The sequence below is a fragment of the Litoribacter populi genome (assembly GCF_007483685.1).
GTDB lineage: Bacteria > Bacteroidota > Bacteroidia > Cytophagales > Cyclobacteriaceae > Litoribacter > Litoribacter populi.
Map to the genome: position 1 here is coordinate 1,974,038 of NZ_VMKN01000001.1, position 26,632 is coordinate 2,000,669.

The window sequence follows — 26,632 nt, forward strand, 5'->3', positions numbered from 1 at the left end:
AAAGTATCACTTTCTGGCAAATTATCAAAACTAAGTTCCGTAAATCTTAAACAGAAAAGCACCTGCAGAACAGCCGTCTGCAGGTGCTTTGGATATTTTCACTTTACTACTTTAAAGGTGGTTTAAGATTATCTAACTTCAAACTCCCTGTTTCCAATCTGGAAACCATCAGCGAAAATTCTCACTTTATAAGTGCCAGGGGCATAATCAGTACCTTTTTCATAGTAATAAGTGAGCTTTTGGCTGGTGTTATTATAAAGGATATCTTGTTTGGCTGTGAAAAACTCTTCTTTGCCTTCTAGGTCGAAAGTACCTGATCCTCGGGCGATGTCAAAGATTACTTGATTGTTTGGCGCAATTACCTGTACAAAGATGTCCTTGGTTCCTGCTGGAGTAATTTCGTTTTCAATAAGATCAAATGATATCTTAAGCTTGTCCAATTGACGGTTTCTAAAATTATCCTCCCGCTCACGTCCTCGGGAATTTACGGCCGCTACTAGTATGTTTTCTGCTCGTAACCTTTCCGCCTTGGTGACTTTTTCGGTCAGTTGTTGCTGCTTGATGTTAAGTTGAGCCACTTCCTCCTCGATCTCCGCTTGGGTGGTTTTCAATTGTTTGTTTTCGGTATAAAGTTCTTGGTTCTGCTCACGCAAGGCTAGAATTTCAGTATCCTTTTCTCTGAGAAGGGTAGAATAACCGTCGATTTTTCGGTTAAGGTTTGCAATTTCCGTAGCAGATCTTTTACGGTCATTGTTTCTTTCATCAATCAATTGATCCCTAATCTGTTTTAAAGAATCCACATCACCTCCCAAAGTCTCAATCTCATCAATTCTGAGTGTGAGTTGGTAAGTCATGGAGTCCAGGCGTAGGTTGAGGTCATTGTTTTCCTCCGAAAGAATGATGATCTCCTCTGTTTTTTTATTTTTGTCTTGGTGATCCATATATAATTTGATCCCGCTGACAATCACCAAAATGATCAAGACGATAATTAGGATATTTTTGCCTTTCTCGGTGTTTGGAGCTTTTCCCGAAGGAGTATTGTTACTCATAATATTATTTAGACCTAAGTTATATTTGTGAAATATAAAATGCGAACGATGTTAAATGACCAATATTGGACAAAACGATATTTAAATAACGAAACTGGCTGGGATGCCGGAAATGTTACTTTGCCAATAATGCAATATTTAGACCAAATCAGGGATAAATCCCTCCGAGTGCTTATTCCCGGAGCTGGCAATGCTTATGAAGCCGCTTACACCAATTCAATTGGTTTTTCGAATGTTCATATTTTAGATTTTTCCCCCGTTCCAATTGAAAATTTTATCAAGGAAAATCCCAATTTTCCTATGTCGCAAATTCATTGTGAAGATTTTTTTGATCATAAAAATAAATATGATCTTATACTTGAACAAACTTTCTTCTGTGCTCTTTTGCCAGATCAACGGGAAAATTATGTAAAAAAAATGAAATCCCTATTAAATCCAGGAGGAAAATTAGTGGGGGTGCTATTTAATAAAGACTTTTCGAAAGTGGGGCCTCCGTTTGGAGCATCTATTGAGGAATATCAAAGTTATTTCGGGTCAACTTTTCACATCCAAGTCTTAGAGCCATGTTATAATTCCATTGCCCCACGACATGGGAGCGAATTGTTTATTATTTTGATCAATAAGTGAGAATATAGTTTTCTTTTTGAAGATCTTTTTTGAAAAACGCCACTCCACATTCAAAAAAATCAAAAGTCATCCGGACCTCAGGGTGCATCTTGATTTCATCCCATGCTTTTTTCATACCCTTAGACCAGTAGATGTCACCTATAATCATGATACTGTTTTCATGCAACCGTGGGACCAGCATGTTGAAATACTTTATTGTGGCCTCATAGGTGTGATGCGCGTCAATCAACAAAAAATCTAAGGAATTCATTTGGCTAGCAATTGTTGGTAACACATTGGGTATCTCATCACAGAAAACCTCAACATTCGGTAATTTCTGAAGGTGGGAAGCAGCCAAATCGCAGATCGATTTATCCGCCTCAATTGTTAAGAGACTCTTTTTAGTGCATGCAGCTAAATATTGTGAATTGATACCTAGGCCTGTTCCCAACTCTACAGCGTAATCTGCAGGGGTTTGTGAGAGAAAGTATTGATAAAGGAGGTTATATTTTTTAGGAGAATTACTATATAAGGCAATGTCCTTCACCTTGCGTTTGGAATTAGGAACCATCTTACTTCCAGCTCCATAATCCGTGACAAATATTTCAGTATTATCGCGGAGGAAGGAGGTTCTTATCTTTTCAATTTCAGGGTACTTAGCAGTTTTGAAGTGATTTATTAGTCCATCGTAAAGCTGAAATGCGAAGGGGGACTGCAGGCTATGCCTGTCTTCTTTTCTCAGAAAATGAAGAATATACTGTACTGCTGAAAACATGCGAATTTAATTCGAGAAGATGTCAGCTACTAGTTGGAATTCGGGAATTTCTACCTCGATTATTTTACCATCTACGACTCTTTCCATATAGTAGTAACCTTTCATTTTTCCGAATCCAGACCGAAGATTGCAGCCTGATACATAACTATGAGATGTTCCGGGTTCTAGAACAGGTTGGTTGCCTACTACTCCATCACCTTCTACAAGTTTTAATTCCTCAGCGGCGTCCGTGATTTCCCACTTTCTCCTCATGAGCTGTAGGGTTGATTTGCTGTGATTTTCTATAGTTACCTTGTAAGTGAACACATAGTGATGCTGGTGCGGGCTGGAAAACTCCGCTTGGTATTTCGCATTTATGCTTACTTTTATACCTTCTGTTATTGCAGTCGCCATGGAGAGATATTATGATTTCGAATATAGTTTATTAATTTCAAATTACAATCATTAGCACATGCACTTTGACATCCATGAAAATTGGGAGGTTGTCCTCAAATCCGAAATGGAGAAACCCTATTATCGGGAATTGTTGAAATTTGTAGAAGAAGAATACAAATATAAAACCATTTTCCCCCCAAAGTCATTAGTTTTTAATGCGTTAAATCATTGCCCTCCTGAAAATACTAAGGTGATCATTCTTGGTCAAGACCCCTATCATGGTGCCGGTCAGGCTCATGGACTGAGTTTTTCTGTTTCTGACGGGGTAGCTTTCCCGCCTTCTTTACGGAATATTTTCAAAGAAATACAGCGTGATTTGGGGATTTCGGCGCCTTTTTCAGGGAATCTAGAAAGGTGGGCCGAGCAAGGTGTGTTACTTTTAAACGCCACAATGACCGTAAGAGTTTCCCAAGCTGGGTCGCATCAAAAGAAAGGGTGGGAGGAATTTACTGATTCGATAATTCATCACCTTGCTGAAGATTACAATAATTTGGTTTTTATGTTTTGGGGATCTTATGCCCAGAAAAAAGGACAATTTATTGATGAAAGTAGGCATTTGGTCTTAAAAGCGCCTCACCCAAGCCCATTATCAGCCCATAGGGGATTTATTGGTTGCGGGCATTTTAGTCAGGCCAATGAGTATTTAGCGCAAAATGGTAAAGCCACAATCAATTGGTGAAAAATAAAATGGCCCGATTCAAAGTTGAATCGGGCCATTTTATTTTTACCGTATGGGTTTAAAAAATCTTTCCCATCGTATTTTGCTAAACATGTTGCGGTGTTTGTCTAAGGATAGCCATAAGAACCAAGCCTTCCCAACTATATGATCCTCTGGTACAAACCCCCAATATCGGGAATCAGCCGAATCATGCCTATTGTCACCCATCATGAAGAAATAATCCTGATTGAAGGTATAGCTTTCTTGCAATTGGCCATCAATGTAAACCTTGTTCGCTTCGATGCTAATTTTTTTATGTCCTTCAAATCTTTCAATGGTAAAGGCATACCTTCTCACCATGTCTTCATCGGTCAGGTCAATAGTCCAGCCTTTTGCTGGGATTTCCAATGGACCGAAGTTATCCCTATTCATAGAATAGTAGGAGCCGTCTGGCATAATGTCAGGCTCACCTAGGCCTTCTTTATAAGAGCGGAGGTGTACGGCAGAAATGCTGGAAACTTTTCTTAATCTTTCAGCGGTCGCGGGAGTGGTGGAAACTAAATAGCCAGAGCCATTTGAAAACGGCATGATGCTTTCTGGATTAATTTCATAATCTTGGAAAAATTCCAACCCAAACCTTCTTTCAGTCATTACTTCGTAGGAAAACTGCATCAATTCCGGATTGTCCCCAGGTTGACCATTGATAAATAGCTGGGTATCTTTAATTTCGATCACATCTCCCGGCATTCCCACGGCTCGCTTGATATAGTTTGTTCGCAGGTCTGATGGATGTTCAAACTCCACCGGATAATTGAACACTACCACATCATTTCTTTTGACTGAAGTGAAACCGGGAAGCCTAAAATAAGGTAACTGTACGGCGTCGCTATAAGACTTCATGTTGGTCCCCCAGATCGTCTGGTGGGTGAGGGGCATTTGGAGAATAGTCCTAGGTGCCCGGGTTCCGTAGTGCATTTTACTTACAAACAGGAAATCACCGACTAAAAGGCTTTTTTCCATGGAAGGGGTTGGGATGGTAAACGGTTCAAGCAATAACCACCTGATCAAACTGGCCGCAATGACTGCAAAAACCAATGCGTCCAGCCACTCACGGGCAGGGGATTTTTTCTTTTTTTCTTTAGTCTTCATCTATTTACGCTTAAAAGGATAAAAAATCATCCATGGATAAAATTCCTTTTCTGTCTTTTATCCATTCGGATACTAAAACTGCACCAAGTGCAAACCCTTTGCGTGAATGTGCTGTGTGTTTGATCTCAATATCGTCTATATCAGAGGAATAGGTCACAGAATGAGTGCCTGGAACTTTGTCGATCCGCTTGGCACTGATTAGTACGTTGTGTCCGTTTTCGACCGATTCGGTGTCCAAATTCCAACGCTTTGCACGGTCGATTTTGTTGATGATATCTTCAGCCAAGGTGATGGCTGTCCCGCTAGGTGCGTCCTTTTTCTCAGTATGATGTATCTCCTCCATTCGAATCCCGTAATCGTGCTGCTCATCCATGAGTTTTGCCAGATATCTGTTTACTTTAAAGAAGATGTTAACACCTATGCTAAAATTGGAAGCATAAAAGTAAGCGCCCCCTTTGGATAAGGTTAACTGCTCGATTTCATGTTTGTGCTCTAACCAACCGGTGGTGCCACAGACTACTGGGATGCCATGGTTGATAGCCCATGAGAGATTGTCTACCGCCGATTCTGGCTGGCTGAACTCAATGGCCACATCTACGGATGAAGCGTCCAGGTTTTCAAGTTGCTCTCTGTTATCTGAGGTGATTTTGGCGACTATGGTATGGCCTCTCTCTTCTGCTATTTCAGAAATGATTTTGCCCATCTTCCCATATCCGAGTATTAATATATTCACTTTATTAAAAGTTGATTTTAAATGATAATCCAATTAATCCTGAACCGGCATAGAGGTTTTCGTATGCTGGTTTTAATTCAAAGCTGAGGTCATCGCTGACATCAAAAGCCGATAGGTGGGCATCCACCTGGGCATCCACTAAGTTAAGCGCATAAATGATCACGAAGATCATATAGTTCAAGTCCCGGTTTCTTCTCCAGTAGTTCACGTTTCGGACCAGCCCGTCTTCGTTAAGGTTTGGAAAAGGGTTGAGACTTGGATCAATGTTAGGGTCTCTGGAAATTCTCAATGCATCACGGAAAAGCTGATAGCGCCTATTGTTAAATTCTACAAAGTAAGCGGTAGTAGTTATTCCCCCATATATAATGGGCACTTTCCAGATTTTCTCATTATAAACCTGTCCCGCACCTGGCAGTATGGCTGAGAGTATCGTAGCGGTCCGGGGATCTTTAGCCTTGGAAGGTGTGAGTCTGATCCGGTCTGCATCGGAACTTTCCATTACCACCCCTTGAGCAGTGGTGTCCTGTACCACTTGACCTATTGCAATCTCCGAAAAGCCAAACGATAAAACAAAAATAGCAATAGCTTTATATAAAACTATTGCTTGAAGTTTTTTTGCCATCAAACGACTTTCAAAAATCTGCAAATCTCTAAATGATTTCAAGAATTTCAAGAATCCGGTTAAGGTCCTCTGTTGATCTAAACGGTATTTTGATCTCACCTTTATCTTTATTGTCTGACTTTAATGCAACCTTGGAACCGAAATGGGAAGCTAATTTTTGCTGCAGTTTTCCCAATTCATACTTTTTGACAGGATCAAGGTCTTTTTCTTTCTTTTCAGCCTTTTCTTCAGGACCATCATTGAGGCTTTTTACCAATGCTTCAACTTTCCTAACACTTAAATCTTCCTCGACTGTCTTTTTAAAGATTGACAACTGGGTGTCAATGTCTTCAATATTGATCAACGCACGGGCATGGCCCATACTGATTTTTTGATCTCTAAGACCTGCCTGAATATCCGGCGGCAATTTAAGTAAACGTAGGTAATTATTAACCGTAGTTCTGTTTTTTCCCACACGGTCACCCAATTGCTCTTGCTTAAGGTCGCATTCACTCAGTAATCTCTGATAGGAATGAGCAATTTCCAAGGCGTTGAGGTTTTCCCTTTGAATATTCTCAATTAAAGCCATTTCCAGCATCTGCTGGTCATTGGCTGTCCTTACATACGCGGGAACTCTAGTCAATCCGGCCAATTTGGAGGCCTGGAACCGTCGCTCACCTGAAATCAACTGATACTCATTGTCTGCGAGTTTCCTTACAGTAATGGGTTGAATTATGCCTTGAACCCTTATGGATTCGGCAAGCTCTTCCAAGGCTGTTTTATCGAAATGAGTCCTCGGCTGAAAAGGGTTTACTTGTATTTCCTCTAAGGGAATCTCGTTGATGCTTGATGAAGGATTTGCCGTCGGTAATACCTCGGGCCTACCTTTTTTGGGACTGTCCTCTAATAATGCACCTAAACCTCTGCCCAATGCACTCTTCTTTTTCATAGGTTTATTATTAGCCATAATTATCCGTTAACTTTTACCAGGTTGTTTTTCTCTGCGATCTCGCTGGCCAGATTTAGGTAGGCCACAGCGCCTTTACCCTCGGCATCAAATGCCACTACTGGCACTCCAAAGCTTGGAGATTCACTCAGACGCACGTTTCTTGGGATAATCGTTTCAAAAACCATATCCTTGAAGTGCATCCTCACTTCTTCAACCACCTGATTGGAAAGTCGGAGCCTTACATCATACATGGTCAATAAAATTCCTTCTATTCCCAATTCCGGGTTCAATCTGGTCTGGATGATTTTTATGGTGTTGAGCAATTTGCCTAACCCTTCCAGTGCAAAGTATTCACACTGTACAGGAATGATGACTGAATTAGCTGCTGTAAGGGCATTAATGGTAATCAATCCAAGAGAAGGGGAACAGTCGATGATGATGTAATCATATAGGTCCTTGATACTTTCAATAACCTCTTTCATCTTTTCCTCCCTGTCTTCCAAGTTGATCATTTCCACCTCGGCACCGACTAAGTCGATATGGGAAGGTACAAGGTCGAGGTTGTCCATCTCGGTCTTGATGATAATGGTGTCGATCTCGATGCCATCCACCATGCATTCGTAAATACTAGTTTCGATTTCTTTGGGATCTTGGCCAAGACCGGAAGTGGTGTTGGCCTGAGGATCAGCATCGATGACTAGGGTCTTGTACTCTAATACGGCCAAACTTGCCGCGAGATTCATAGCTGTAGTAGTTTTACCTACTCCACCTTTCTGGTTTGCAATAGCAATAATTTTTCCCATTCTATGCGATCAAAGGGTGATTATTTCTCCAATATTAAGCATTATCAATTCTTTTCCAGCTTCTTCAGCTGTTTTTTTTGCATCCTGCTCATCAATCTTGATGTAAGGAAAAGTGTCATAATGCATGCCTATGAACTTATTTGTACCTACAAAGTCGGCCGCTTTGCAGGCATCTTTGATCCCCATGGTGAAGTTGTCACCGATGGGCATAATGGCAAAGTCCAAATCAAACTCTTCACCGATGAGCTTCATGTCATAAGTGAGTGCTGTATCTCCGGCAAAGTAGAAAGTGCCTTCCTCAGAACTTATCACAAACCCTCCTGGATTTCCTCCAGGGGAACCATCAGGCAATGTGCTACTGTGGATGGCATTTACATATTTCACCTTTCCAAAATCAAATGCCTTGCTTCCTCCATGATTCATGGGGTGCACATTCTCTAGCCCTTTTTCTTGAAACCAACTTATTACTTCAAAATTTGAAACAACCATGGCCCCAGTGTTCTTGGCTATGGCTTCCACATCTGCCACATGATCCTCATGTCCATGGGTAACTAATATGTAGTCGGCCTCAATTTCCTTGATATCTATGGACTTGGCCAGTTCATTTGGAGTAATGAACGGGTCAAAAAGGATTTTCTTACCTGAAACAATTATTAAAAATGTGGAATGTCCAAAGTATTGAAGTTTCATGATGATAGCATTTTTGGGTTAGTGAGATTCTACAAAGATAAAAGTTTAATCTTTACTGAAAACAGATTCTTATCCACATGCAGTTGTGGATATATATCAAAACAGTAATTTAATCTTTTAACGACATATTTGCTAATAAATTTTACATAAAATAAGGAGCAAAAAAAAAAGGGCAAAATATCTTTGCCCCTATATTATTTTTATCTAGAAGATTATTTCTTTTTCTTTTGAGCTTCACTGGCTTTCATAGCCTCTTCAAGCTTGGTTTGAAATTTACTCTTTTTCTTGTTGGCATTTTTGGCTTTGCTCTCTTCTACTTTAGCTCTGATCTTGGAATCGTCCACAAAAGCTTTGATCAAGTATTGCTGACCAAAGGTCACCATGTTTGAAACAAAGTAGTAGAAACTCAAAGCTGCTGGGTAGGAGTTAAGCACAAACATAAAACCTATCGGCATGATATAGCCCAAGTTTTTCATTGGCCCCTGTGCAGCGGTCAATTGGTTGTTGAACCTTGTATAGACAATTTGCGAAATGGTCATCAGCAAGGTGAACATAGAAACGTGCGAGCCATAAAAAGGAATAGTGAATGGCAAATTAAGTACAGAGTCATAAGTTGACAAGTCATGCGCCCACAAGAAGCTCTCCTGTCTCAACTCAATAGAGTTTGGGAAAAAGAAGAACATGGCAAACAGGAATGGCATCTGCAACAACATCGGAAGACAGCCGCTAATTGGGCTTACTCCAAGCTGACCAAATAGCTTCATCTGCTCTTGCTGCTGCTTGGTCGGATCATCTTTGTATTTTTCCTTTAACTCATCAATTTCAGGCTTGATGACCCTCATTTTGGCCATGCCGACATATGATTTGTAGGTAAGCGGGAAGAGGAATAACTTAATAATGAATACGATCAAGATAATGATTACACCATAGTTGGTAAAGAACCTTTCCAAGAAGTGAAAAAGGTTTACAATGATGTATTTGTTGACCCAGCTTACAAACCAATAGCCCATTTCGACATTTTTATCGAAGCCAGGAGCGATTTTCCTTAATAGGTTGTAGTTGTTTGGTCCAAAGAAATAGGAGATATCGGAGCCGTTTTGATCTAGATTAAAGGTCAAGGAGGCAGACATGTTTTTTACCGACATGGTATCGGTAGGCGTCTCTTGAGCTAAATTGCCATCTAGGAATTGATCACCGGCTATGATACTGGATGTGAAAAACCGCTGCTTGAACGCCACCCACTTCAATGGATTTCTTACTTGCTCAGCATCTGAAGATGAAGACGCGCTCAAGTAATCATAGCTTTCGTCAGCAGTGAAGAAGTTCATGTAGGTCTTTCTACGTGACTCCTCAATGTCAGCTTCATGCTTTTTCAACTGGCCTTCCCAATTGATGGTAATGTTTCTATCCGTAAGCAGGGTAGCTCCAGCAGAAAGATTTAAATGTTGATTAAGGACATAACTTTCATTTGGTAGAAAATAGGTTCTAGATAAAGTACCGGATGGAGTCTGAGCAGTAAAAACCACTTCTTGACCAGGAGCTTCAGCTTCGGCCACATTTCTAGTTTGAACATCAAAGAAAATGTTATTCAAGCTAATTGGTCCTTTTGCGGTTTGTACCTGATACTCGAGGGAATAAGATTCCTCATCAACCAATACCAAAGGTCGCTGATCCCAAGTTTTGAAGTTTTTCAACTCAACTTCTCGGATCTCTCCTCCTTTGTTAGAGAAAGTTATTCTTATCACTTCATTTTCCACCACCAAAGACTCCTCGGTTCCGCTAGCCAATGCTGCAAAATCTCCAAATTGGGCCTGATTTTGTGCTTGTATCAAGCTGTCAGTAGGCTGAGTTACAGCTTGAGGTGAACTTTGTTGTTCTGGTTGGGTGGAGTCCACCACCTCCGTCTGAGCGGGAGTTTCTGTCGCTTCCGGAAGTTCTGGTCCCTTGGCAAAGAACATCGAATATACCAGAATAACTGCTGCGAATAGGATTAACCCTGTCGCTTGATTTCTGTCCATACTTTACTTTTTAGAAGAGCCCATTTTTAAAATGGCTCCGAACTAACGTTAATTTTTAGTTTTATTCTCAATCGCTGCTCTTACAAACCTTACGAATAAAGGATGAGGGTTCAGCACGGTACTTTTATATTCGGGGTGAAACTGTGAGGCTACAAACCATGGGTGGTCTTTAATCTCTACGATTTCCACTAGATTGGTTTCGGGGTTAATTCCGGTGGCAATCATTCCGTTTTTCTCAAATTGCTCCAGATACTGGTTGTTAAACTCATATCTGTGGCGGTGTCTTTCGTTAATTTTTGTTTTCCCGTAGGCGGCACTGGACTTTGTGCCTTTTTTCAGCTCACAAGGATAAGACCCGAGTCTCATGGTTCCGCCCATTTGCTCGATGTTCTTTTGTTCTTCCATCAGCGCTATTACCGGATGCTCTGTATTTGGGTCCATTTCAGTACTGTTGGCTCCCTTGAGATTCAGTACATTACGTGCAAATTCAATCACGGCCACTTGCATTCCCAAACAAATTCCAAGAAAAGGAATTGCATTTGTCCGCGCAAATTTAACAGTTTCTACCTTACCATCAAGGCCTCTCTCACCAAAACCTGGAGCAACTAAGATTCCATCAAGTTCCTCAAACTTCCTAGGGGCATTTTCAGAGTCGATTTCCTCAGAGCTAATCAGCTTGAGATTGACTTTACACTCAGCTGCCGCACCAGCATGGATAAAACTTTCAATTATAGATTTGTAGGCATCAGGAAGACTAACATATTTCCCAACCAAGCCAATGTTGATTTCAGAGGTGGGGTTTTTCAACCTGCCTAGAAAATCTTTCCAATGTTCAAGCTCTGTGTTAGTATTCGTGCGCAGTTTTAATTTTGACATTACACGCTCATCAAGCTTTTCTTTTTTCATTAGTAGCGGTACGTCATAGATGGTTTCTGCATCTAGTGCCTCGATTACACAGTTGAGCTGTACGTTGCAGAAAAGAGAAAGCTTCTTCTTCACTTCTTGTGGCAAATGGTGTTCGGAGCGGCAAACCAAAATATCTGGCTGAATACCTGCCTCAAGCAATTGTTTTACTGAGTGCTGGGTTGGCTTCGTCTTGAGTTCCTTGGCGGCAGCTAGGTATGGGATTAAAGTAAGGTGAACTACAAGGAAATTGTTGGGACCTAGGTCCCATTTCGCCTGTCTTACGGCCTCAATAAACGGCAACGATTCAATGTCACCCACGCAGCCTCCAATTTCAGTAATCACTACATCATACTTGCCGTCTTCTCCAAGTTTGTAGAAATTCGTTTTAATCTCATCAGTGATATGTGGAATGACCTGAACTGTTTTTCCCAGAAACTCTCCTTTTCTCTCCTTGGTGATCACATTGTTATAAATACGACCGGTGGTGATGTTGTTGCTTTGGGAGGTTGGAGTATTTAGAAAACGTTCATAATGACCCAAATCCAAGTCTGTTTCTGCCCCATCATCAGTTACATAACATTCCCCATGTTCATAGGGATTCAGCGTTCCTGGATCAATATTTAGATAAGGGTCAAATTTTTGGATAGTCACGGAGAAGCCGCGGGATTGAAGCAGTTTGGCAAGTGAAGCGGCAATAATGCCTTTGCCTAATGATGAAGTTACTCCCCCTGTAATGAAAATGTACTTGGTATTTGAGGCCATAGAAGCTGAAATGAAATTTTGTTTTGAACTCTATGGGATGCAAAATTAAGTAAATTTTCAGAGATTCCTGATGTTTGTGAAATTAAAGTTCTGAACCCTGCACACTTCTGATATTAATTCAAGTTTTCCTTAAAACAGTTTAAAAAGTTCTTGTGTGCGAACGATGATTGTGGCCCTTTTCCAAACTCGGCCACGCATTTTCTAATGTTATTCGAATTTCTGTTATACTTTTGGGGTATCAAAGGATTTGTAGAAAATTGAACCTATAATCATAAAGTGGATATCAAGAAAATTACCGACACCATAAAGTCCAAAGGCAGGGTTAGTATTCAGGAGAAATCAGGGATGAAGTTTGATCTTATTACCCAGGAAAGCTGGGATAGTAAAACTGATGATTCCCAAGGGGTTTACTTATTATTCGACTTGTTTCAGATCCGTTCCTTAACAGAGCAATTTTCCGAGATTTCCTTGGATATTGTTGAATTTACCACCAAACCTGTGATATTTCACTCTCCTGTAAACAGGGTGGTTATAAACGGTCCGCTTGTAAGTGGAAAGGTGAAATTTTGGATGATCCGAGAAGGGGTTTGGAGTAAAGTTTTGTTCGCAATAGGAAAGCCAGTTATTTTTCAAAAATCCTCAGCTGCTCCTGATGTAGTGGTGGATGAAAACTTTATAATGGCTAATAAGGAGATGTTTTTGGGACCGGAAGGTGATGTGAAAATTTTGGGTTAATGAATTTCAAGGAGCAATTAGAGCAAGTAGATATTTTTAGAAAAGTTGGGGAATGTGCCGATCAGCTCCAATTGGATACCTATGTGGTAGGGGGATATGTGCGTGACCTGATTTTGAAAAGGGAAAGTAAAGACATCGATATTGTGTGTGTAGGCAGCGGTATTCAGCTGGCACAAAAAGTCGCTGAAAGCCTCGACTTCCATGTTCCGGTTTCTGTGTTCAAAACTTACGGAACCGCCCAGATCAAACTGGGAGAATGGGAAGTGGAATTTGTAGGTGCCAGAAAGGAGTCTTACAGATCCGATTCCAGAAACCCACTAGTAGAAGATGGAACTTTGAAAGAAGACCAAGATCGTCGTGATTTTACCATTAATGCCATGGCCATAAGTGTCAATAGGGAGGATTTTGGTGACCTTATTGATCCTTTTGATGGTGTCAAAGATCTCAAGAGAAAATTGATCCGTACACCTGCTGAGCCTAACATTACATTCTCAGATGACCCTTTGAGGATGATGAGGGCGATGCGGTTTGCAACTCAACTCAAGTTTGATATTGAGCCTGACACCTTTGACGGTATCGTGGAAAATGCCGAAAGGCTACAAATTATTTCTGGTGAAAGAATTATTGAAGAACTAAATAAAATCATCCTTTCCGACACCCCTTCCTATGGCTTCAAACTTTTGTTTGTGAGCAAACTGCTGCACCAGTTTTTCCCAGAAATGGTAGACCTTCAAGGTGTGGACTCGGTAGGGGACAAGTCGCACAAAGATAATTTTTACCATACTCTGCAGGTTTTGGACAATGTTTCCGGCATGTCAAATGATCTTTGGCTACGTTGGGCCGCTATCATGCATGATATAGCTAAGCCAGCGACCAAACGTTTCAATAAAAAAGTAGGCTGGACCTTTCATGGACATGAAGATAAGGGAGCAAGGATGACTCCCGGAATTTTCAGAAGGTTGAAGTTGCCGATGGACGACCGGATGAAATATGTGCAAAAGCTCGTAAGGCTTCACCTAAGACCAATTGCTTTGGTAAATGATCGGGTTACGGATGCCGCAATTAGAAGATTGCTATTTGATGCTGGAGATGATATTGAAGATTTGATGATGTTGTGTCGGGCCGATGTTACTTCCAAAAATAATAATAAGGTGAAGCGATTCTTGGCCAATTTTGATAAAGTAGAAGAAAAAATGCAAGCTGTAGAAGAACATGACCATGTCAGGAACTTCCAGCCGCCGATTTCCGGGGAGGAAATTATGGAAATTTTTGATTTAAAGCCATCAAAAATGGTCGGAGAGTTAAAAGAAGAAATAAAAGAAGCTATATTGGAGGGCGAAATTCAAAACAATAAAGAAGAAGCTTTGGAGTTAATGTATAGATTAGCCGCCCAAAAAGGATTGAATATTAACAGATAAATGAGTATGAACCAGAAGTTTAGAATCTTAACCTTAGTACTGGCCCTTTGCAGCGCCAACCTTTTTGCCCAGGAACAACAACCTGAACCAACTGACACCAATAAGGTGAAAAATGAAACTGATCAAAGAATCTATCAGATGGCTTTGAGGTACAATGACGTAGATGTGGCTAAATCCAAACTCTATGATTTGATCGCCAGAAACCCAAATAATGCTCGTTATGCAGAGATGTTGGCCACCATGTATTTTGAAATGGACCAATATGCATCAGCTGCCTTAGTGGCTATGGATATCATAGAAGCGAACAGCAAAAATGTGGCTGCTTTGGAAATTGCCGCATATTCACTTGAGCAATTAGGGGCATTGGATAGAGCATTGGGGCATTTTGAATCTTTATACTTGCTATCGGATGATATATTTAGTCTCTACAAAGCAGCTAATCTTCAATATAGCTTGAAAAAGTACGATGAGGCATTGAATTCTCTTAACATGTTGTCCAAAAACAAAAAGGCTGATGAAGAGAAGCTTGCTTTCCCGACTAAAGATAATTCTCAGCAGGAGATATCAATGAAAGCCGCCGCTTATAACTTGAAAGGCTTGATCTATAAGGATAAAGGAAGTAGTTCTGAAGCAAAGGAAGCTTTTAACCAAGCCTTGACATTCGCACCAGAATTTGAGGTTGCAAAAGAAAATATTGCTGAGTTAGACTAAATGTAATAATAATCAGCTAAAATTTTTAAGGGGCTTTTAAGCTCCTTTTTTTATTGCCTGTTTTTAAACTATTTTAGAGGATGCTAAAAATCACCATATGAGACTTTTGAAATTTGCCCTTTGTTTTATCTTGTCAATTACAATGAGCCAGATCACGTGGGCCCAAGGTAAAGACAACCCATTTAAAGGAGAAAACCCCTGGCCAGAAATCAGAAAAAAGCGCCTTGCAGAACTACTACCACAGGCAATGATTGCCGCAGAGATAGATGCTTGGGCGGTGGTCTGCAGGGAAAATAACAATGATCCGATAGCCCCACATGTAGGAGGGGAGAATGCCGGTGGCACTGCCGTTTTCTTGTTTTATTTGGATGGAATTAATGTTATTTCCAAAGTTTTTTCACCAATAGGAGAGGCTACAGCTCTTTCCGATCTTAAAATACACGATGAAGTAATTCCCGTTGGTCGAACCGAGTCGGCCATATCTGCGGCAGCAAAATATATTTCCGACAAAAATTTCAATTCTATTGCAGTGAATAGCTCCAAAGATAATGAAATGGCGGACGGGCTGAGCTACACCCAGCGGCTTGCTTTTGAGGATGCTTTGGGAGAAATGTCAGAAAAGCTGGTTTCTTCTGACGGCTTGATTTATGAGTGGCTTAGCATCAAATTGCCGGAAGAGGTTGAAATTATGAGAAAGGCTGCCCAGATTACTGCAGACTGGCAGGTTGAAGCTTATAAACAAGTGGTTCCTGGTAAAAGTACTGATGCTGATATTGCCAAGTTTTTGAAGAATAAGATCGCTGAGTATGGTTTTAAGGATGGCTGGCATCCCGATCAAAACCCAAATGTGAATTCTGGCCCTGACCGGGGCCATTCCCATGCCACGGATAAAGTAATCTTGCCCGGTGATGTGATCCAGATTGATTTTGGTATCAAAGTACATGATATGTGGGTTACCGATATCCAAAGATTTGCTTATGTGTTGAGAGAAGGAGAGACCACGGCACCGGACTCCGTTCAGCAATATTGGGAAAACAGTAAGCAGGGTTCAAGGATAGCTCTGGCAGCTATGAAGCCTGGGACTACGGGTTTTGAAGTAGATAAAGCTCAGCGCGATTTCATGAAAGAAAAAGGTTCTGAGTATGTTATGTGGAGCACAGGACACCCAGTAGGTTTTGTTGCCCATGATGTGGGTCCAAACCTTGGAGGTGCCCAATTGGACGAGCCACGCCCTTCATCACTGAAGGAACTTAAAGAAGGGATGACCTTCGCCTTTGATGGATTTTATACTTGGAAATTACCTGATGGAAATGAAAAGACAATGTCAGTCGAGGAAATGGCAGTAGTGACAGCAGATGGTGCCGAATACCTTATTGAACCTCAAGAAGATCTTATTTTAATTCCAGCGCAAGGGAATTCCAATGTGAATAATTGATATAATTTTAGGAAAGCCGTTTAGGCATTTTCATGGAAAAGATAAGGCAAAACTTCAAAGTTTTGCCTTATCTTTTCCATTCAACTGTCATTGCCTCCCATTTAAATAAGTTTTTCTGCACTTTGAAAATCAACATTGATTCATGGAACTGAAATGTATACTTTTGTAGTTGAAACACTGTTGCAAATAATTAAGTACGCTTGAAAACACTCTTTATATTATTTCAAATTTTACTTATCGGGGCCATTTCTGCCTTCGGTCAGACGCCTACTTTTTCCGTTTCGGGTACAGTGGTGAATGAAGAAGGTGAGGGACTACCTGCTCAAGTTCTGGTTCATGAACTTCAAAAGGGAGTTATGGCCGATCTCGATGGAGGTTTTGAGTTGTCTCGCTTACGTAAGGGTAGTTATCACTTGCATGTGACTATGATGGGTTTTCAATCTGCCTCCCAAACCATAATTATTAGAGATCAAAATATAGACGATCTCCATATAGTCCTTAAGGAGTCCACTTTTAATTTAGAAGAATTGACTATTGAAGCCAATCCATTTAAGAACGGCCCTTTGCAACACAGCCAAACCATAGAAGTGGTGGATAGAGCATACCTTGAGAAAAACAATGCAGGTACTTTTGCCAATGCCTTGGAAAAACTTCCTGGCATCACGACCATTAATACCGGAGTGGGTATAAGTAAGCCAGTAATCCGTGGTTTAAGCTTCAACCGAATTATGGTCAATGACCGTGGTATCAAGCAAGAAGGACAGCAATGGGGTGCAGATCACGGTCTAGAAATTGACCCATTTGACGTGGATAGGGTAGAGGTAATCAAGGGGCCAGGCTCACTTATTTATGGATCTGATGGTATGGCTGGCGTGATCAATATTTCCCCCGCCCCGCTTCCATCCCCGGGTACAATTAATGCAGATGTGATGTCCACTTATCGCTCTAACAATAATATGTGGGGCAATACTGTCTCTGTAGAGGGGAATGAGAGTGACTTTGTCTTCAAGGGTAGGTTTACTATGCAGGATTATGATGATTATCGTGTTCCGACCGACAGATTTACCTACGCGGGTTTTGTATTGCCAGTTCATGGTGGGCGGATGAAAAATACAGCAGGCAAGGAAAGGCATTTTAGTCTTACCGGAGGTTTGAGAAAAGAATGGGGACATTCCACAGTGACGGTAAGTCGATTCTCTCAATTGGCCGGCATATTTCCTGGTGCAGTAGGTATTCCCAATTCTTATAATTTGCAACATAGAGGAGATCATAAGGATATAGAGCTTCCAAACCAGAACAATTCCCATTTAAAAGTAATCTCCAATACCAAATACCTATTGGGCAAAAATTGGCTTGAATTAGACTTGGGGTATCAGAAAAACAACAGAGAGGAACACTCTCTTCCCCATACTCATGGAATAGGGCCCACTCCCTCTGGCACTATGGCTTTGGGACTAAATTTAGATACTTACACTGCTAATTTAAGGTACAACACTTCAAGATCGGAAACCCACCAGCATATATATGGCTTTCAGTTTCAGCATATGAAAAACCAAAAAGACGGTTTTGAATTTTTGCTACCTGAATTTACCACCACTCAAGGGGGAGTGTTTTACTTTCACGAAATGACTTATAGTCCCAGTCTTATTCTCAATGCAGGAGTGAGGGTGGATGGTGCTGTACATGATATTCAAGAACACCTTCAGCCTATCTATAGACGCCAAGAAGCAACAGGAGAGTTTGATCAAAGAAATCCGGACATCAACAGGTCTATGTATAACGCCAGTGGGGGGACCGGCTTGTCTTGGATCATTAATGATTCCAATAACCTGAAGGTCAACTTAGGGACCAGTTATCGTATACCCACTGCCATTGAATTAGCGTCCAATGGCATTCATCATGGGAATTTTAGACATGAAATAGGAAATCCAAATTTAGAAAGCGAGAGGAGCTATCAAATAGATTTAAATTATACTTATAGAAAGAAGAACTTTTATGTAGGGATAAGTCCATATTTCAGTTTCTATGATAAGTTTATATATCTGGCGCCTACTGGTCTTTTTTCACCACTGCCTGCCTCTAGTATGATGTGGGAATACCGTCAGAATGATGCTTATTTCTTGGGAGCCGAATTGAAGACAGAGATTGCAATATTGCCGAATCTCCGGTTTTCCACGGCTTTGGAATACGTTTATAACCAGAACCTAGATACTGGGCTTCCTTTACCTTTGACTCCACCGTTTTCAGCCCTTTCGAGACTAGAGTATTCCTTAGGGAATATTGGTCGAAGAATTGAAAACTTCTATGTGTTTGGAGAGGTAAGAAATGTAGCCACTCAAGACAGGGTGGATAGAAATGAAAGGGTTACCGAAGGTTACACGTTATTGGAATCTGGAATTGGAATGGATTTAAGGTTGGGTAGCCAACTGGTTAAGTTTAATGTTTCCGGACAAAACCTTACCGATACTTATTATTTTAATCATTTGAGCAGATATAGACTACTCAATTTACCAGAGCAGGGAAGAAATATAAATTTCAGTATCAAGATACCCGTTCAGATAAGAAAATAGCCGTTGATGCTATTTTTAATGAGAATTTAAATGCAACACTCTTGCATTTTAGTGATTTGAACTGTATTATTGCAATGTGATTGCAAATACAACTAACTTACAAAATATAAATATTATGATTAAGAAGTACCTTTTATTGTCAGCTATGGCAGGTGTAGTTTTTTTCAGCTGTGATACAGATGATGACATGCCAAGAGATATGGATGCTCCCGTAATTTCAAAAGCTGAAGGTCGTGATGAGATTAGACCGAGACAAGGTGAAAGAATGGCCGCAACTAATGATCATATGCACGTTAGATTTAGCGTGACTGACCCTTCAGGGATTCAGCAAGTGAGAATTGAGGTGCATTCCGGTTTTGATGGCCATACTCATGGTCGAGTTGCCCAAGGTTTTGAGCCTTTGGTGGTTTCAAGAAGAATTGACTTGAATGGAGACACTTTTTATAATCAGGATGGTCATGACACAGATATCTATTGGGAGGGTGAAAATTCTGAGATTGATGGAACGGTGTTAGCTGGTCCTTATCATTTTGGAATCGACGCTACCGATATTCACGGTAATGTGACGAGCTATGCTGATAACAATAATTATTCTTCAACTTTCTATTTGGAGAGGCCTTATGCTCCTGATATGCAAATCACCAATTTGGATGGGGATGAGTTAGAAGGAGAGCCAGGGGAAGCGTTATCTGTACAAGGTACTGTTCACAGAAGGGATCATCAACTAAGTTCTGATATTACCTTTTTATGGGTAAGACTTGTAGAAGAAGATGAGCATGATGATGACGATGATCACGGTCATGGAGAAGATGTGTATGAAGAAATGTGGGGTCAATCTACTTGGAGACAACACAGCAATGGCAATTGGTACGGTGGAGATGCACTTCCTTCAGGAGCCTCAATAAATTTAGCTGACGTGCTGACTGGGGAAAATGCAATTGTATTACCAGCTGGTGATCATCACTACGAACTCATCATCTGGGCTGAAGATGCCAATGGAAACGTAACTAGAAGAGCCTACGAGGTTCATGCACATTAAGGGTTAAGGTTAATGAGTTAATAAAGGCCATCCGGATAGGATGGCTTTTTTTTGTGTGCCTGCTGGGAGGGAGTGCGGATGGAAATTAGAAGGGCTTCCAATAATTCCTGTAAAAGCGCTCAGAATCTGATTATCTTTGTAGAATGGAAGATAACTTGCAGGAGGCTCAAAGCCAATACCTCAACAATCTCGGCATTGAAAAATTAAATGAAATGCAGGGGGCTTTTATCAAAAAAGCAAATAACGGATACAACCTGATGCTCTTGGCGCCCACTGGGTCAGGCAAAACACTTGCTTTTCTTCTCCCCTTGATTTATCAGCTCAAGGCTGATGTCAAAGGCATTCAGGCTCTCATCATAGTTCCTTCCAGGGAACTGACCTTACAGATTGAACAGGTTTTTCGCTCCATGAAGACTTCATTCAAAGTGAGTAGCTGCTATGGAGGGCATGGTTTTAAGATTGAGCAAAACAGCCTTCAAGAAAATCCTGCTGTTGTAATCGGTACCCCTGGCAGGCTCCAAGATCATGTTATTCGGGGGTCATTCAAAACAGATTCGATTAGCATGGTGGTGCTGGATGAATTTGACAAATCCCTACAATTGGGTTTTCATGACCAGTTAAAAACAATTTTCCAGGGTTTAAATGGGGAGCAAAAGCACCTGCTTACTTCGGCCACCAGATTGGACAAATGGCCTGAGTTTTTAACTTTTTCCTATCCTGAGACTGTAAGCTTTTTAAGGCAAGAAGCCTACTCCAGGTTGAAGTTGGGAGTAGTCCATACGGATAGCATCGAAAAGGCTCAGACCTTGATGAAACTGGTAGCAGGTTTTAAAAACGAGGTTTGCTTGGTTTTTTGCAATCACCGGGAGGCTGTAGAGCGGATTAGTTTGCTTTTATATGATCATGATTTTGCCCATGGTACTCTTCATGGAGGGATGGAGCAAATAGACCGTGAAAAGAACCTGATCAAATTCCGGGGAGGGGCCTGCAATGTTCTTGTGGCCACAGATCTGGCTGCAAGAGGCTTGGATATTCCTGAAATCAAGCATGTGGTGCATTATCAATTGCCCCCTAAAGAGGATGCTTTTATTCATCGGAACGGAAGAACGGCTAGAATGCACGCCGAAGGTCAGGCATACCTAGTGTTGGCCCATGATGAATCGCTGCCTGATTACTTGGAGGGTTCTGTCGAAGACTTCACCATTGATAACCATATCGAGTTGCCTGCTCCACCTGATTTTGTTTCCGTCTACATCTCCGCAGGGAAGAAAAACAAGATAAGCAAAGGCGACATCCTTGGGTTACTGACCAAAAAGGGAGGACTCAGCAGTGTTGATATTGGATTGATTACCGTATTGGACTTTTCTTCCTATGTTTCAGTCAAAAGGGACAAGATCACCAAGCTATTGGCAAAAGTTAAGCATGAAAAGCTTAAAAAACAGAAAGTGAAAATGGAAGAAGCTAATTAGCAGCTACTCTATTTCAAGCATAAATGGAGCTGGCGTAAAGCATAAGATAAATATTACCACAGCTGCCCATCCGATAAGTTTTTGCTTTTGAGAAAGTGGCCTTTTGTCCTTGACAGAGGGATGTTCGATTCCCAACACCCTTCCCAGAATAAAGGCAAAAAACAACCATCCGCTATAACCCAAAGCTTCCGGATTGATAAATATTATAGAATACTGGATGGCTACGATTCCCAAGGTAAGCACCCATTTGGTTTGGTTGGCCATACTAGTTTTTCGGAGACAGATGTAAATAAAGCCTATATAAAGGGGCAGGGCAAACATCAGATAGTTTGGATCATCGAAGGGGCTTACCATGCCCAATCCAGCATAAAATATGAAGAGACAATAGGCCGTGATGGTGATGATTTTATGATGTTTCGGAAAAAGTCCAAAAACCACGTGCCCTCCGTCCAATTGGCCAATTGGTAATAAGTTTAAAGCTGTAAAGAAGAGGGTAAGGAAGCCTGCAAATAAGTAAGGATAATGGTGGACTTCGTCCATAGTTGGCATCTTTTCTGGGTCGGCCAGCAATTTTTCCATTCCATAAAAAAGGAGATTATACCCAAAGGTTACCTTCATCAATTCCCCCTCAGACTCCTCTGCCTGATTGCTTTCCAAATACTCGGGATGGATTTCATAGATGTAATGAGCCTCAGGAAGATTTGTGAAACCATAAGCCAAAAGACCAACTGCGACTACAAAACCAGCAATAGGTCCAGCTACGCCAATATCAAAGAACTTTTTCCGGCTAGAGATCACATCTTGGATTTTGATCACTGCTCCAAAAGTCCCGATGGATGGCGCTCCTATAAACCCCAGCCAGCCTGGAATAAAATAGGGTAAGCTAGATTTTACCTTATGGTGGATGGAAGTAAATAGGTGTCCCAATTCATGAATAAGCAGAATTCCAATGAAAGGAATTGAAAAATGAAGCGACTTCAGAAAATACTCCCAAGTCAGCGGGGATTCGCTGGAAAGTACAGATCTGCCATAAATCCACTCACCACCGGCCAAGGTGGTAGCTACAAGGGTCAGAAGGAATAATATGGTGTGTTTAAAATAATCTCTTTTACTATACATTATTTTTAAAATAGCCCACCCAGGCATCTGGGTGGTCAACGTGATACGTTTTTAAACCTGCTATTTCAGCGCCTTTTAGATTATCCTTTAAATCATCAAAGAATAGGCAACGGCTTGGCTGAGTATCTAGCTGGGCGACCATTTCATGGTAGATTGCAGGATCGGGCTTCTTGTAACCCATTTCATAACTTAAAAACAGCTTGTCGAAGATACTTGAAAAACCCTGCAGTCCACAATCCCTGAGCAATATTTCCTCCACTTTTTTAAAGTGGAGGGAATTGGTGTTGCTCAACATGCATATTTTGTAGTTTGATTTCAATTCACGTAGCAAGTCGATCCTTTCCTGAGGGATTTTGATTAAAAGTGAATTCCACATTTCATCAATCAAATGGTCTTCCCAGTCCTTTGAAAACGATTTTCTCACCAAATCCCTGAATTCTAGTTCAGCAATTCGTCCGGTTTCAAAATCAGCATGGATTTCGGACTTGAAAAAATCCTCCGCAAGAATATGTTCGGTATTGTGCAGGTTTTGTTTTAACAAATTGACAGTAAGCGGGATATTGATATCAATGATAACATTGCCCAGATCGAATATTAAAAAATCTACTTCAGGTAATTTTTTCATGCTACAAATTGTTGTTAATTTCAATTCAAATATGTAACATTGCAGTCCCAAAAGCAAGGTTTTATTAATCTTGTCCCGGGCCTCTAGTTCTGCCGAAAGCTTTCGGGAGGTTAGAGCTTCTGAATCCCCCGAAAGCTTTCGGGGCAGGAGGTCACTAGAATAAAAATGTAGGGCCTATAGCTCAGTTGGTTAGAGCTTCTGACTCATAATCAGGAGGTCCCTGGTTCGAGCCCAGGTGGGCCCACAAGCCGCTTAAGGAATTAAGCGGCTTTTTTTGACTGTATCCTATAGGCTTTAAACAAAAATATCCCCATCTCATTGATGGGGATCTCAATATCATCCTTTCTCCTCAAGCTCTCGGTAGGCATTGATACCTCCCAGTAAGTTGCGGACTTTGCTGAAGCCTTTGGTTTGCAAAAACTTCTTGGCGTTATCACTACGGGCACCCGAACGGCAGTGCACTACCAATTCCTTACTCTTATAATCATCGATTTGGTCTAATTGATGTGGAAGCTGACTCAAGGGAATGTTCAAGGCTCCTAAGTTGTCCTCTTCATATTCCCACTCCTCTCTCACATCTACAAACCCAAATTCTTCTTTCTTTTCTAGTCTTTCTTTAAGCTCTTGTACGTTGATATCTTCCATGGTTATTTCACTAAAATTCTTACTGATGTTGGTTTTTGGTTAATGTATGTCCGTATCAAATATACGCCTTTTTGCTTTCCTATAAAATCCAAAACTTTCCCACTGTCACTCTCAGTTATGTTGATCTGTATTTGGCGCCCAAAGGAATCATAAACCATTACATCACCGGTAGCACCTTCCAATATCAACCTTTCGGTCACAGGGTTAGGGTAGGCCCTAAGCTTCGTTTCAAGGGGTACATCTATCGTCTCTTCAGGCCCCTGTTGAGTAAGGTGTGGACGTATTAGTAATGAACCCTCTACAATTTGGTTTTGGGCCCAAGCCCCGGTGACGTTATAAAAGATCACCTCTCCGCTATCATTTGTCTTATCAAGACCCACGTGGATAAAATCATTGGTGAATTGCCTGTACCCTACATAGAACTCTCCTTGAACATGCAATAAGGTATCCAAGTCAAAATAGCTGATTTCCCGCAAGGATTCCTTCTGTGGGATGGTCCTTTCCCTTGCATAGATCGGTTCCTGATCCAAAGAGGTCCAGACCAAAATCTCAACAGGACTTCCGATCTGTACAAAGTTGGTGAAATTGATACTCACCCCGTTCACATACGCCTCTTCCTCCATTTCAAACCTAACGGCTAACATCCCGGCTCGTTGGTTAATGCCTGCTGCGTAATCTATGGAATTATTGTCATAGGCAAAATAATCCCTTAGAGGAATGATTTGCCTTATTGTATCATTCACCCTAAAATCCACCTGGGTATGAAATGCCGTGTCCTGGCCAATTACCTGATTGATCAGATAATTGTCTCCTGTGGTCAAATAAATTACCGCTTCTAAATCTACCCCCTCGGTAAGGTCTGTCTCAAGTTCCTCAAAAGGATTACTTATAAAATCCCTTCGTTCCCTACTTAAAGGTACTGGGTTAAATGGAGTATCAGAGTTGATATTTTGAATAATTCCACCAGTCTCCGCATTTCTCAACTGCACTGTGTATTCCATGGCCCGGAACCTGTTGTCAAGATTGTGAAATTGGCTGGCAATTATTCCTGAGTATAGTTCTGTATGATTTTGATATTCAAAATAAGGAACAGCAACATATCTTCCCATAGGGGAGGAGGGCAATTTTGTAAGCGCTCTATCGGGAAAATGAGTGTTTGCGGGATTTCTGCCTGTATTTAAAAATATATAATCCACGATCCAAGCATCAAATGGACCAGAAAGCCTTCCTCGGTTTTGGAATCTAAATCTAAAATTATCATGGGCAAATGCTTCAGGAATTTGGATAAAAGCCTGAGTAAAAACCTCCCTCTGTGTAAGGTCTCCCCCTGGCATTTCCCACACCATCTGCCAATTACCTAATGTATCCAACAGGTGCACCTCTAAAAAGTCATCCCCATCGGGAAATTCAGCTTTACCTCCGGCTTGAAAATAAAAGCTCAAATAAAGTGTTGAAATTTGCTCCTCCGATAGGCCTGAAAGGTCAAAAGGAAGTGAGGTCAGTTGGTCTCCCAGTCCCTGTTCACGCATCCTGGTGGAGTAGGGAGCACCCCTTTCATCACTGCCATCTAGAATAAGGCCGCCTTGGGTGATGGCGTTTATGGCAACTGATCGCGAAACTCGTGTTCCGCTGTTTTCCCACTTGGCAGTGTCAAGATTGCCGGAAGAAAAGTCATCCCAAAAGGGTAAAGTAAGATTTTCTTGCTGAACTCTAAGCTGTGGGGTCCTATTACTGGAATTCTCATGGGGCACAGGAAGTTGCTGTAACTGGGCTTTTGCATTTTCAGAAAAGAAAATTAAAAAAGTACAGCACAACAAAAAACCTATGTATCCATGTCTTTTCATTTATTACCAAATCTTAGGTCTTCGCTCCTGCCTGCCTACCAGCAGGCAGGAGCCCCATCTCCCATCTCAATTATACTCTTCCATTTCAGAAATCCAGATATCGATAATCTCTCCAGTCTTGGCATTGATGCCAGCAGGTGGAGATTGCTGCACGATGGTGCCTTTAGGCACCGTGTCCGTTTCCACATAGGCTATGCGGCCCATCCGCAGTCCAGAACCTATGATCAGGAATTCTGCATCTGTTTCATCCATACCCAATAGATCTGGAACCGATAAGTTTTGCTTACCCAATCCATCACCCACGACTAAGTCGATCTGAGACCCTTTGCTGATTTCAAACCCTTCTTTTACTGGTCTACCTCTATATTTTTGCTCCAATACCACGTTGGTCCCGATATCTGGGACATATACAATATCACCCCTCACCAATCCGTGATTGGCAATGATTTCTTGGGCGTTTTTCAACGGTGTATTGACCAGGTTTGGCATTTTGATCAATGGGGCATTTTTAGCGTTCAAAGTAATATAGATTTTCCGGTCTTTCTTGACTTTAGAACCGGCTCTTGGATATTGTTTCAAAACAGCCAGTGGCTTGGCCTCGGCCATAAATCCGCTATCAGGGGTGATTTCGTAGCGAAGGTCTTTACTGATTATGATGTTTTGCAACTCCTCGTAAGCATAGCCTTGTAGATCCGGTACGGTTACCGTTTCTCCATGATTGGTGTAGCTAGGTAGATATACTCTGAAGAAAACGATCAGTAGTATAAAAAGGGCCCCGAAAATCAATAAAGTATGTAATCCTAATTTCTTTAATGCTGCTTTTAAAGTACTCATCTTATAATGTTATGAAGAGGTAAATTTATACCTATTTAATTGAATTTCCATTTA

The 26,632-nt window shown here is 41.2% G+C and carries 25 protein-coding genes and 1 tRNA gene; 10 read left to right on the top strand and 16 right to left on the bottom strand.

From position 1 onward, the window contains the following. Positions 1-128: 128 nt before the first annotated feature. The gene (locus FPL27_RS08675) at positions 129-1,049 is read right to left on the bottom strand and encodes a hypothetical protein (protein WP_143960720.1); all 921 of its coding nucleotides are present in this window, start codon (positions 1,047-1,049) and stop codon (positions 129-131) included. Positions 1,050-1,097: 48 nt separating this feature from the next. Between FPL27_RS08675 and FPL27_RS08680 the strand changes: the two genes are divergently transcribed. Then, complete coding sequence (locus tag FPL27_RS08680; RefSeq protein WP_317129433.1) at positions 1,098-1,676, top strand: methyltransferase domain-containing protein; 579 nt, start codon at positions 1,098-1,100, stop codon at positions 1,674-1,676. Here FPL27_RS08680 and FPL27_RS08685 read toward each other — a convergent pair. Continuing rightward, positions 1,666-2,430, bottom strand: a complete 765-nt coding sequence (locus FPL27_RS08685) for an O-methyltransferase (protein ID WP_143960721.1) — start codon at positions 2,428-2,430, stop codon at positions 1,666-1,668. The two genes, FPL27_RS08680 and FPL27_RS08685, sit on opposite strands and share 11 nt — an antisense overlap. 6 nt (positions 2,431-2,436) lie before the next feature. Next, on the bottom strand, positions 2,437-2,823 hold the full coding sequence (gene apaG / locus FPL27_RS08690) for a Co2+/Mg2+ efflux protein ApaG (RefSeq protein WP_143960722.1): 387 nt from the start codon (positions 2,821-2,823) through the stop codon (positions 2,437-2,439). A 58-nt stretch (positions 2,824-2,881) separates the two neighbouring features. Between apaG and ung the strand changes: the two genes are divergently transcribed. Continuing rightward, positions 2,882-3,544, top strand: a complete 663-nt coding sequence (ung, locus tag FPL27_RS08695) for a uracil-DNA glycosylase (RefSeq protein WP_143960723.1) — start codon at positions 2,882-2,884, stop codon at positions 3,542-3,544. A 45-nt stretch (positions 3,545-3,589) separates the two neighbouring features. Here the strand turns inward: ung and lepB are convergent, their stop codons facing one another. From lepB to FPL27_RS08735, 8 genes are all read right to left on the bottom strand, one after another. Then, positions 3,590-4,672: a signal peptidase I gene (lepB, locus tag FPL27_RS08700; RefSeq protein WP_143960724.1), complete on the bottom strand. Its 1,083-nt coding sequence runs from the start codon at positions 4,670-4,672 to the stop codon at positions 3,590-3,592. Positions 4,673-4,682: 10 nt separating this feature from the next. After that, on the bottom strand, positions 4,683-5,405 hold the full coding sequence (dapB, locus tag FPL27_RS08705) for a 4-hydroxy-tetrahydrodipicolinate reductase (protein ID WP_143960725.1): 723 nt from the start codon (positions 5,403-5,405) through the stop codon (positions 4,683-4,685). Positions 5,406-5,409: 4 nt separating this feature from the next. Further along, a complete protein-coding gene (locus FPL27_RS08710) occupies positions 5,410-6,027 on the bottom strand; it encodes a DUF5683 domain-containing protein (RefSeq protein WP_221936590.1) in 618 nt (205 codons plus the stop codon). Positions 6,028-6,055: 28 nt separating this feature from the next. Continuing rightward, complete coding sequence (locus FPL27_RS08715) at positions 6,056-6,973, bottom strand: ParB/RepB/Spo0J family partition protein (protein ID WP_143960726.1); 918 nt, start codon at positions 6,971-6,973, stop codon at positions 6,056-6,058. Between the two features lie 2 nt (positions 6,974-6,975). Then, positions 6,976-7,758 (bottom strand): ParA family protein, encoded by a 783-nt coding sequence (locus FPL27_RS08720; RefSeq protein WP_143960727.1) that lies wholly within the window; start codon positions 7,756-7,758, stop codon positions 6,976-6,978. A 9-nt stretch (positions 7,759-7,767) separates the two neighbouring features. Then, positions 7,768-8,448, bottom strand: a complete 681-nt coding sequence (locus FPL27_RS08725) for a metal-dependent hydrolase (protein WP_394348492.1) — start codon at positions 8,446-8,448, stop codon at positions 7,768-7,770. A gap of 212 nt (positions 8,449-8,660) precedes the next feature. Further along, positions 8,661-10,466, bottom strand: coding sequence for a membrane protein insertase YidC (gene yidC / locus FPL27_RS08730; protein WP_143960729.1), 1,806 nt, complete (start codon positions 10,464-10,466; stop codon positions 8,661-8,663). A gap of 48 nt (positions 10,467-10,514) precedes the next feature. Further along, positions 10,515-12,134: a CTP synthase gene (locus FPL27_RS08735; protein WP_143960730.1), complete on the bottom strand. Its 1,620-nt coding sequence runs from the start codon at positions 12,132-12,134 to the stop codon at positions 10,515-10,517. 276 nt (positions 12,135-12,410) lie between these two features. Between FPL27_RS08735 and FPL27_RS08740 the strand changes: the two genes are divergently transcribed. The 7 genes from FPL27_RS08740 to FPL27_RS08770 all read left to right on the top strand — a co-directional run bounded on the left by FPL27_RS08740 (position 12,411) and on the right by FPL27_RS08770 (position 21,511). Continuing rightward, positions 12,411-12,869 carry a hypothetical protein gene (locus FPL27_RS08740; protein WP_143960731.1) on the top strand — a complete coding sequence of 153 codons (459 nt, stop codon included), beginning with the start codon at positions 12,411-12,413 and terminating at the stop codon, positions 12,867-12,869. Beyond that, a complete protein-coding gene (locus FPL27_RS08745; RefSeq protein ID WP_143960732.1) occupies positions 12,869-14,287 on the top strand; it encodes a CCA tRNA nucleotidyltransferase in 1,419 nt (472 codons plus the stop codon). Before FPL27_RS08740 ends, FPL27_RS08745 begins: the two co-directional genes overlap by 1 nt. A gap of 6 nt (positions 14,288-14,293) precedes the next feature. Continuing rightward, a complete protein-coding gene (locus tag FPL27_RS08750; RefSeq protein WP_143960733.1) occupies positions 14,294-14,998 on the top strand; it encodes a CDC27 family protein in 705 nt (234 codons plus the stop codon). Between the two features lie 97 nt (positions 14,999-15,095). Continuing rightward, positions 15,096-16,433, top strand: coding sequence for a M24 family metallopeptidase (locus tag FPL27_RS08755; protein WP_143960734.1), 1,338 nt, complete (start codon positions 15,096-15,098; stop codon positions 16,431-16,433). Between the two features lie 200 nt (positions 16,434-16,633). Further along, on the top strand, positions 16,634-19,003 hold the full coding sequence (locus FPL27_RS08760; protein ID WP_235893400.1) for a TonB-dependent receptor: 2,370 nt from the start codon (positions 16,634-16,636) through the stop codon (positions 19,001-19,003). A 115-nt stretch (positions 19,004-19,118) separates the two neighbouring features. Continuing rightward, a complete protein-coding gene (locus tag FPL27_RS08765) occupies positions 19,119-20,042 on the top strand; it encodes a DUF4625 domain-containing protein (RefSeq protein ID WP_235893401.1) in 924 nt (307 codons plus the stop codon). Between the two features lie 143 nt (positions 20,043-20,185). Next, on the top strand, positions 20,186-21,511 hold the full coding sequence (locus FPL27_RS08770) for a DEAD/DEAH box helicase (RefSeq protein WP_143960735.1): 1,326 nt from the start codon (positions 20,186-20,188) through the stop codon (positions 21,509-21,511). Positions 21,512-21,514: 3 nt separating this feature from the next. On the opposite strand, the gene FPL27_RS08775 is transcribed toward FPL27_RS08770, so the two are convergent. Together FPL27_RS08775 and FPL27_RS08780 are read right to left on the bottom strand one after the other, a co-directional pair. Continuing rightward, positions 21,515-22,630, bottom strand: coding sequence for a site-2 protease family protein (locus FPL27_RS08775; protein WP_143960736.1), 1,116 nt, complete (start codon positions 22,628-22,630; stop codon positions 21,515-21,517). After that, positions 22,623-23,255 (bottom strand): HAD family hydrolase, encoded by a 633-nt coding sequence (locus FPL27_RS08780; RefSeq protein WP_143960737.1) that lies wholly within the window; start codon positions 23,253-23,255, stop codon positions 22,623-22,625. The genes FPL27_RS08775 and FPL27_RS08780 overlap by 8 nt, the downstream gene beginning before the upstream one ends. A gap of 170 nt (positions 23,256-23,425) precedes the next feature. Between FPL27_RS08780 and FPL27_RS08785 the strand changes: the two genes are divergently transcribed. Further along, positions 23,426-23,499, top strand: a tRNA-Ile gene (locus FPL27_RS08785). Positions 23,500-23,591: 92 nt separating this feature from the next. On the opposite strand, the gene FPL27_RS08790 is transcribed toward FPL27_RS08785, so the two are convergent. The 3 genes from FPL27_RS08790 to FPL27_RS08800 form a co-directional block, all read right to left on the bottom strand. Beyond that, positions 23,592-23,900 carry a rhodanese-like domain-containing protein gene (locus FPL27_RS08790; RefSeq protein WP_143960738.1) on the bottom strand — a complete coding sequence of 103 codons (309 nt, stop codon included), beginning with the start codon at positions 23,898-23,900 and terminating at the stop codon, positions 23,592-23,594. A gap of 2 nt (positions 23,901-23,902) precedes the next feature. Further along, positions 23,903-25,744, bottom strand: a complete 1,842-nt coding sequence (locus tag FPL27_RS08795) for a T9SS type A sorting domain-containing protein (protein ID WP_143960739.1) — start codon at positions 25,742-25,744, stop codon at positions 23,903-23,905. A 66-nt stretch (positions 25,745-25,810) separates the two neighbouring features. Further along, entirely contained in the window at positions 25,811-26,578 is a 768-nt protein-coding gene (locus tag FPL27_RS08800) for a PASTA domain-containing protein (protein ID WP_143960740.1), read from the bottom strand. Between the last annotated feature and the right edge of the window lie 54 nt (positions 26,579-26,632).

Excerpts from the sequence above, each read along its gene's own strand:
- FPL27_RS08675 (WP_143960720.1), bottom strand. The coding sequence starts at position 1,049 with ATGAGTAACAATACTCCTTCGGGAAAAGCTCCAAACACCGAGAAAGGC.
- FPL27_RS08680 (WP_317129433.1), top strand. The coding sequence starts at position 1,098 with ATGTTAAATGACCAATATTGGACAAAACGATATTTAAATAACGAAACT.
- FPL27_RS08685 (WP_143960721.1), bottom strand. The coding sequence starts at position 2,430 with ATGTTTTCAGCAGTACAGTATATTCTTCATTTTCTGAGAAAAGAAGAC.
- apaG (WP_143960722.1), bottom strand. The coding sequence starts at position 2,823 with ATGGCGACTGCAATAACAGAAGGTATAAAAGTAAGCATAAATGCGAAA.
- ung (WP_143960723.1), top strand. The coding sequence starts at position 2,882 with ATGCACTTTGACATCCATGAAAATTGGGAGGTTGTCCTCAAATCCGAA.
- lepB (WP_143960724.1), bottom strand. The coding sequence starts at position 4,672 with ATGAAGACTAAAGAAAAAAAGAAAAAATCCCCTGCCCGTGAGTGGCTG.
- FPL27_RS08710 (WP_221936590.1), bottom strand. The coding sequence starts at position 6,027 with ATGGCAAAAAAACTTCAAGCAATAGTTTTATATAAAGCTATTGCTATT.
- FPL27_RS08715 (WP_143960726.1), bottom strand. The coding sequence starts at position 6,973 with ATGGCTAATAATAAACCTATGAAAAAGAAGAGTGCATTGGGCAGAGGT.
- FPL27_RS08720 (WP_143960727.1), bottom strand. The coding sequence starts at position 7,758 with ATGGGAAAAATTATTGCTATTGCAAACCAGAAAGGTGGAGTAGGTAAA.
- FPL27_RS08725 (WP_394348492.1), bottom strand. The coding sequence starts at position 8,448 with ATGAAACTTCAATACTTTGGACATTCCACATTTTTAATAATTGTTTCA.
- yidC (WP_143960729.1), bottom strand. The coding sequence starts at position 10,466 with ATGGACAGAAATCAAGCGACAGGGTTAATCCTATTCGCAGCAGTTATT.
- FPL27_RS08735 (WP_143960730.1), bottom strand. The coding sequence starts at position 12,134 with ATGGCCTCAAATACCAAGTACATTTTCATTACAGGGGGAGTAACTTCA.
- FPL27_RS08745 (WP_143960732.1), top strand. The coding sequence starts at position 12,869 with ATGAATTTCAAGGAGCAATTAGAGCAAGTAGATATTTTTAGAAAAGTT.
- FPL27_RS08750 (WP_143960733.1), top strand. The coding sequence starts at position 14,294 with ATGAACCAGAAGTTTAGAATCTTAACCTTAGTACTGGCCCTTTGCAGC.
- FPL27_RS08755 (WP_143960734.1), top strand. The coding sequence starts at position 15,096 with ATGAGACTTTTGAAATTTGCCCTTTGTTTTATCTTGTCAATTACAATG.
- FPL27_RS08765 (WP_235893401.1), top strand. The coding sequence starts at position 19,119 with ATGATTAAGAAGTACCTTTTATTGTCAGCTATGGCAGGTGTAGTTTTT.
- FPL27_RS08770 (WP_143960735.1), top strand. The coding sequence starts at position 20,186 with ATGGAAGATAACTTGCAGGAGGCTCAAAGCCAATACCTCAACAATCTC.
- FPL27_RS08775 (WP_143960736.1), bottom strand. The coding sequence starts at position 22,630 with ATGTATAGTAAAAGAGATTATTTTAAACACACCATATTATTCCTTCTG.
- FPL27_RS08780 (WP_143960737.1), bottom strand. The coding sequence starts at position 23,255 with ATGAAAAAATTACCTGAAGTAGATTTTTTAATATTCGATCTGGGCAAT.
- FPL27_RS08790 (WP_143960738.1), bottom strand. The coding sequence starts at position 23,900 with ATGGAAGATATCAACGTACAAGAGCTTAAAGAAAGACTAGAAAAGAAA.
- FPL27_RS08795 (WP_143960739.1), bottom strand. The coding sequence starts at position 25,744 with ATGAAAAGACATGGATACATAGGTTTTTTGTTGTGCTGTACTTTTTTA.
- FPL27_RS08800 (WP_143960740.1), bottom strand. The coding sequence starts at position 26,578 with ATGAGTACTTTAAAAGCAGCATTAAAGAAATTAGGATTACATACTTTA.